The organism is Rhodopirellula baltica SH 1 (assembly GCF_000196115.1).
GTDB lineage: Bacteria > Planctomycetota > Planctomycetia > Pirellulales > Pirellulaceae > Rhodopirellula > Rhodopirellula baltica.
The window spans coordinates 846,626-853,067 of the sequence record NC_005027.1; the positions used below are offsets into that span (position 1 = coordinate 846,626).

General features: G+C 56.2%; 4 protein-coding genes. 2 read left to right on the top strand and 2 right to left on the bottom strand.

The annotated features are described in order from the left end of the window. Window positions 1–35 precede the first annotated feature (35 nt). Entirely contained in the window at window positions 36–1,085 is a 1,050-nt protein-coding gene (locus tag RB_RS03310) for a hypothetical protein (protein WP_164921439.1), read from the bottom strand. A 93-nt stretch (window positions 1,086–1,178) separates the two neighbouring features. Here RB_RS03310 and RB_RS03315 point away from each other — a divergent pair, with 93 nt between their 5' ends. Then, on the top strand, window positions 1,179–2,141 hold the full coding sequence (locus tag RB_RS03315; protein WP_231846167.1) for a Fe-S oxidoreductase: 963 nt from the start codon (window positions 1,179–1,181) through the stop codon (window positions 2,139–2,141). Continuing rightward, on the top strand, window positions 2,134–3,651 hold the full coding sequence (locus RB_RS03320; protein WP_164922686.1) for an NAD(P)/FAD-dependent oxidoreductase: 1,518 nt from the start codon (window positions 2,134–2,136) through the stop codon (window positions 3,649–3,651). The genes RB_RS03315 and RB_RS03320 overlap by 8 nt, the downstream gene beginning before the upstream one ends. A 161-nt stretch (window positions 3,652–3,812) precedes the next feature. Here the strand turns inward: RB_RS03320 and RB_RS03330 are convergent, their stop codons facing one another. Then, window positions 3,813–6,440 carry a diguanylate cyclase gene (locus RB_RS03330; RefSeq protein ID WP_011118478.1) on the bottom strand — a complete coding sequence of 876 codons (2,628 nt, stop codon included), beginning with the start codon at window positions 6,438–6,440 and terminating at the stop codon, window positions 3,813–3,815. Between the last annotated feature and the right edge of the window lie 2 nt (window positions 6,441–6,442).

Sequence of the window (6,442 nt, forward strand, 5' to 3'; positions counted from 1 at the left end):
GTGTCGATCAGAGACCGGCTCTGTCTTGCGATCGTTCAAAATGAGAAATATCGCAACCAGTTTCTGAAACCTTGTCCGGGAACGTACGCGACCGGTTGGCCCCAAAGTCCAGGTCCGACTTGGACGGGGTTGGTGCCTTGGCCAAAGTCAATCAGTGCGCCAGCCGGACCGGCGGGAAGTGTCGTTGATGCAACTGGTGGAACCGTTGCAACGCCCGGATAAACACTGGCGGGAATGACCGCGGGAGCAGCAATCTGTGCCGGTGGTGCGATGTAGTTGACCGGTGTCACTCCGGCCGGCGCCGCGCAACCCTGTCCGTATCCGTAACCGGAATAGGGGCTCATCGCGGAGTATTCGCTCGGTGCCGTGATGAGTGCGCAGTTGCTCATCGTTGCAAAGCCACCGTTGCTCAGTTGTGGTGGTGGAACCGGAGCGTAATCCGTTGGTGGAGGACCGATGGTATTGGGCACAAACGTCGGATTGCCACCCAAGACATCGTTCGGAACGGGACTGGGTTGTGGTAACGATCGACCTTGCGAAAAGCTGTCGTTCCGTAGCGAGTTGCCAGGAGCAACGTTTCCGGGGGCAACGGTTCCTGGAACAACCACATTTCCGTTGGGTTGCGCCGCACCTTGGTTGGGCAACGCGGCCGAAGGTGGAGGATTGTTCAATGGAGGTGCGGCGAATGAAGGCTGCGTCGGCACCGGCGCAGAATCGGCCGGTGGCGTGAATGTTTGCGGTCCGCCCATATCGCCGGGCAACGAAAATCCGTTTGACTGCATCGCAACCTGTCGCACGTTGGGATCGTACGTGCGAGACTGGTTAGTCGATGAATTGTTCGACCGGTAGGACGTTGGCGTGATCACCGTGCTCTGGATCACCGTGTTCTGGTTCGCTCTTTGACGACGAGCGGTTTCAGTTTGGTCAACTGCGCTGGGGGAACCGATCGGTCGAAACGGCAATGATTGCTGGGCCCACAACGTTTCAGGCGAAGCTAGCGTTGCTCCACCGGCCAACATAACGATGGCTGCGATGAGCGGGCGAGCGCGTTTGGGTTGCGAATCGTTGGTCAGATTGCGGTTCATGGTATCCCGTTCGTAAAAGCGTGATCTTGTTGGGGGTATCAATCTGTGGCGGACTGCATCAAGATCAATTCCATGACACGCAGGGAATCGAACTTGTTTACCAACCCCTCACCACAAGAAGTGCTGGTATCGCGAGAAGACGCGACGGTTGTTGATTTGGAACGTCGCAACCGGGATGCCAGTCGACCCAATTCTGTCTTCGTGGAACTGGAAGCTGCTAATCGCCGTCGTGGTCAGCGATCGGAGATGACTCAGGTGCTGACATTGTTGCTTGCTTCGTCGGAATGTTCACTGCGATGCACCATGTGTGATTTGTGGCGGAACACGCTGAGTGAACCAACCCCAGCGGGGGCACTGCCCGAGCAGATCCGATTTGGTTTGCGGTACTGGCGAGAGCAAACCGGTCGCAAATCGGGCGGAACGATCAAGCTTTACAACAGCGGCAATTTTTTCGACCCGCGAACGACGCCGTCAGTGGACGACGATGAGTTCCTCCGTTTGTGTGAACCGTTTGATCGCGTGGTGGTTGAGAACCATCCGCTGATTGGAACACGACGTTTGTTTGAGTTCGGGAAACGTTTGCGAGGGAAACTGGAAATTGCAGTCGGACTGGAATCCATCGCGCCGCGGATGTTGGATCGATTGAACAAACGACTTCGCCCAGGGCAATTTTTTCAATTTGCTCAACAGCTGAAAGAAGCGTCCTTCGATCTGCGTGTGTTCTTGATTCATGGGCTGCCGTGGTTGGCTCCCATGGAATCGTATGCATGGACCATCGCTTCGGCACGGTTTGCTGCCGCGGCGGGAGCTCGTCATATCAGTTTGTTGCCGTGTCGAACGGGCAACGGTTTCATGGACCGGTTGGCCAATGAAGGCATCTTTCGTCCGCCGACTCGAAACCAGATGCAGGTCGTGATGGATGCTCTCGAAAACGATTCGCGATTTGATCACGGACCCGTGTTGACTCTGGACACGTGGGGATTGGAACCGGAACCAATCGAATTGAACCAAAGCGTGCCCGCGAAAACGAAGAGTGATGCGACGCAAGATGCCTGATTCGTCGACCGAATATGACGTTGCCATCTTGGGAGGTGGTTTTTCCGGAGGCTTGCTGGCTTGGGTTTTAGCCGCTCGAGGCATGCGAGTGTTGCTGGTTGAGCGAGAACGATTTGGTCGCTTTGCCATCGGGGAATCAAGCACGCCGATGGCAGACTTGGTGCTGCGACAGCTTGGGAAAAAGTACGAGTTGCCACAGCTGCACGCTTTGTCGACTTATCCGAGTTGGAAGGAGGCATTTCCCAATTTGCGATGCGGAAAGAAACGCGGGTTCAGTTACTACCATCACGGCGGAGTGCCAAGTGACCATCGCATCGACGATGGGTTTCACGAATACAAAGATCAGACGACCAGTCCCAAACGAAATAGTTTGCTGGTAACGGCAAGTCCCAGTGACACTTGGGCGGACACGCATTGGTTGCGAAGCGATGTCGATGCGTTTTTTATCAAGCAGGCGACCCTCGTGGGTGCGGATTGCCGGGAGTGCACCGAAGTTGTTTCGGCGGAGATGGGTGAGCCCATTCGGCTGACACTTTGCAAACGCACGAGTAATGATGACGAGCGAGCAAGCCAGATGGTCTCGTCCCGATGGTTGATCAACGCCTCGGGACGATTCGGTGTGTTGCCGGAGAACTTGGCCGCTTCCATCGGATTGCGACGAGTCGACCAGCGATTGCAAACGAGTACCCGCAGCGTGTTCGCACACTTTCGCAATGTGGGATCATGGACGGATGAATTGCGACGGACGAACCAACTGGGTGACGACGAACCCTTTGATCCGGATGACGCGGCTCAACACCATTTGACCGAAGATGGGTGGATGTGGATGCTGCGTTTGGATCACGGCGTCACCAGTGTCGGGTGGACTCAGCCCAGTGGTCGCGATCGCGTGGATTGGCAGCGGTATGCAAGTTTGCAATGCATGATGCGCGACGCGAAATTCGACGATGCGACTCCTGATTGGATTCGCGTCGACCGCGTTCAGCGAATGCAGTTGCCGATCAGGAAGCAGAACTACATCGCGATGCCAACCGCGGTGGCGACGATTGATCCACTGCACAGCACCGGGATCGCTCATGGATTGTGTGGTGTCGCTCGTTTGGTGGACACGCTGCTGAGCGAGCCGGTACGCCAGCAGGATCTGTTGGCCAGCTACGCAGAGACCGTCGAACGCGAATTGATGCGGATCGATTCGCTGGTGGCGATGTGTTACCGATGCTTACGCAGCATGTCGCGGTTTGAGGCCGTCTCGATGTTGTACTTTGCCGCCGCAATCCACTCAGAAGAGTTCTTGGCATCCGGCGGTAACATGCACTCGCCGTTGTGGTTGTTGGGGAATGCTGAATTTGGACACCTGATCGATGCCACCAACCGGCAACTGGATCGCAACACTGCCGACACTGATTTGTGGAATTGGTTGCGACCTCGATTGGAACCGTTCCAAACCGCGGGTTTGCTCGATCCGGCGGTCGGTGGACGTTATCGCTACACCGGCGAGGCGAAGGGTTGAGAACGTCGCAGGGATCGCCATGTCCGCTGTTTGTATTGACCTGGTGGGCAATTGATTTCGTCGTCATACCGAATGACAACAATTAGCCGATGGGCATTGGTCCCGATTGGTGTCTGATCAACTGCCGCCAGCGTGGTACAGCTCATTGAATCAGCAGGCGGCTAGGACTGGAACAGGTCTTCTTCCTCAGTTTGGTCGACTTCGATGAGGTGGGCGTTTTGGGTTGCTCGGCACAGGTCCAGTAGTTTCTGGGTCTGACGTAGCAGCGTGATCCATTCGACGTTTTCGCCGTTGGATGCCGCTTCTTCGATTTGCCGTGCGGAGTCGACGATCGGGGTCAGGTAGCTGGCATCCGCGATGTCGCACAGGTCGCGAGCAAGGTCACGCAGTTCCGTAATGTTTTGTGCGTCCATGGCTTCGGCGATGCGTTCGATTTGCTGTCCGATCTTGAGCGCGGTCGGCTTTGGCACGGCGAACGAAATTCCGGTCGCTGTCGGCAGGCCCATCGCGCTTTCTTTGACGTCCGCTTCGATCTTGGTGAGGAAGTGATTCACCAATTCAGCGTCGAATTGTTTGCCGGCGCATCGTTTCAATTCCATCGCCGCGGTGGAGTGCGGTCGACCTTGCCGATAGGCATGGTCGGAAACGATGGAGTCATAGGTGTCGGCGATCGTGAGGATGCGAGCTTCCATCGGAAGTTCATCCAGTTTCAGATGCCGTTCGGTAGCGCCGCGTTCTGAGATCGCATGGTGGGCGCGGATGATGCGTTCCAGTTCGGGGCAATGGAACGTGCCCGCAACCATGTCCAATCCAATGGTGTTGTGACGCCGCATGACTTTCCATTCTTCATCAGTCAGCGGTCCGGGTTTGTGCAGAACGTCATCTGGCACGCCGATTTTTCCGATGTCGTGCAGCAGAGCGGCGATTTCCAACACATAAATGTCACGCTGACAAACCAATCCATCCGCGGCTTGAACGCACAGGTTCGCAACGCGTCGGCTGTGTTCCGCGGTCGCTGGGTCCCGGTACGCCAACGCGGAAACCAATGCCGTGACGGCATGGAACGGAAGGCTGACCAAGTTTGGATCGGCGACTTCTTCCGGTTGAGCTTCTTCTTCGCCGAGCACATCGACTCGATCGGGATCGAATGCGACCGACTGGTTTCGTCCGCCGCGTTTTGCAACGTAGAGGCAACTGTCGGCTTGGTTGATCAAGGATTGAACATCCGTGGCGCCGAATTTCAGCTCGCTGACGCCGAGAGAAGCAGTCAGTCGTAGCGATTCGGGGTCTTCGAGGCGGATGTTCATCACCGCCAATCGAGTTCGCTCGGATTGTTCCATCGCTTCGTCCAGGTCATGGCCTGGCAGCATCACGCAGAACTCTTCTCCGCCGTAACGGCAGACAACTTGGTTCTCTTCGTGAAGGTCTCGCAGAACCTTGCTGACCTTGCGAAGGACTTCGTCGCCGGCATGGTGACCGTAGGTGTCATTGACGCTTTTGAAGTGGTCGATGTCGACCATGAAGCATGACAGCGGACGTCCGGCGTTGCGGTAGTCCGTCAGCATTTCTTCCATGCGTTCAAAGAATGCACGACGATTCAAGCAGCCGGTCAAGGCATCTCGAGTCGCGAGAATTTCGAGCTCTTGGTTCTTTTTCTGAATTTCGTCTTTGCTCAATCGCAACATCGACAACATGTTCTCGAGTTCGAGACGATGTTTCTCAACGTGCGTGACGTCCTGGAAGGTGACCAGAGCACCCTTTTGTTTTTCATCTTCGCCGATGGGACCAGCGTTGACGCTGAAGACTCGGTGCACGCCATCACGGCCGGTCAATCGAAGGATCTCGCCGACGACGGATTTGCGTTGACTGATGGCCTGTGTCCATGGGAGTTCAGCATCCTTGGACGACTTCTCTCCGTTGCCAAAGACCCACGGCAAATCGGCGGCCAGACGATCCTGCAGTTCTTCGGGTTCATATCCGTTGGTGGCCAAGAAGTTATCGTTGGCGAGAACGATCTTGCCGTCTTTATCCAAGACAAGCAGTCCTTCAGCGAGCGTGTCGAGAGCCTGGCGAACGCGTTCGGGAACGACCTGCGTTCGCGAGAAGACGCCGAGGATCCGCATCATCAAGAATGAATACGAACCCATCCCGATCACGGTGAAGAAGATCAGCAGTCGAAGAATTCCTTCGTCGAGCAATCCGCCGAATGGACCGGCAAGGTTGCTGCGGAACGTGAATTCGAGGTTGCCCCACGTGCGGTCTTGAACCGTGATAGGGATGTCCAACCGGATGATGTCACCGTCGAGTTCGACGGTGGATTGCTTGGATCCGGGTTCGGTGGGTTCGACCCAGGTGGGGACGGACTCAACGGGTGCGGGATCGTCTGAGAGGAACAGGTCGTCATCGCGCGACGATGTGTCCTGGGCGCTCGCATTGCGCGTGTCGACCGACTTGGCTTCGCCGGATGATTTGGGTTTATTCCAGCAAATGCGGTGGTGTTTTGTATTGGCTTGCAAAATGCCGGATTCGGTTCGCAGGCCTGCCGAGAGCAAGGATTCGTTTTGGCGAACGAGGGCATCCAGAGTGGTGTTCAGCTTTGCCCATCGATGCTGGCGAATGTCGTCGATCGATGCGATCGCAACGGTTTCGCAGAATTTGCGCCGCGCAGCTTCTTCGGCCAGCCGTGAATCGGGGATAAACCCGAGCCACTGAGCTCCGAGGATGAGACCCAATCCGATGCACACCAGTGCAAAGGCGAGTCGAAGCGATGCGAATACGGCTTGGAACAAGA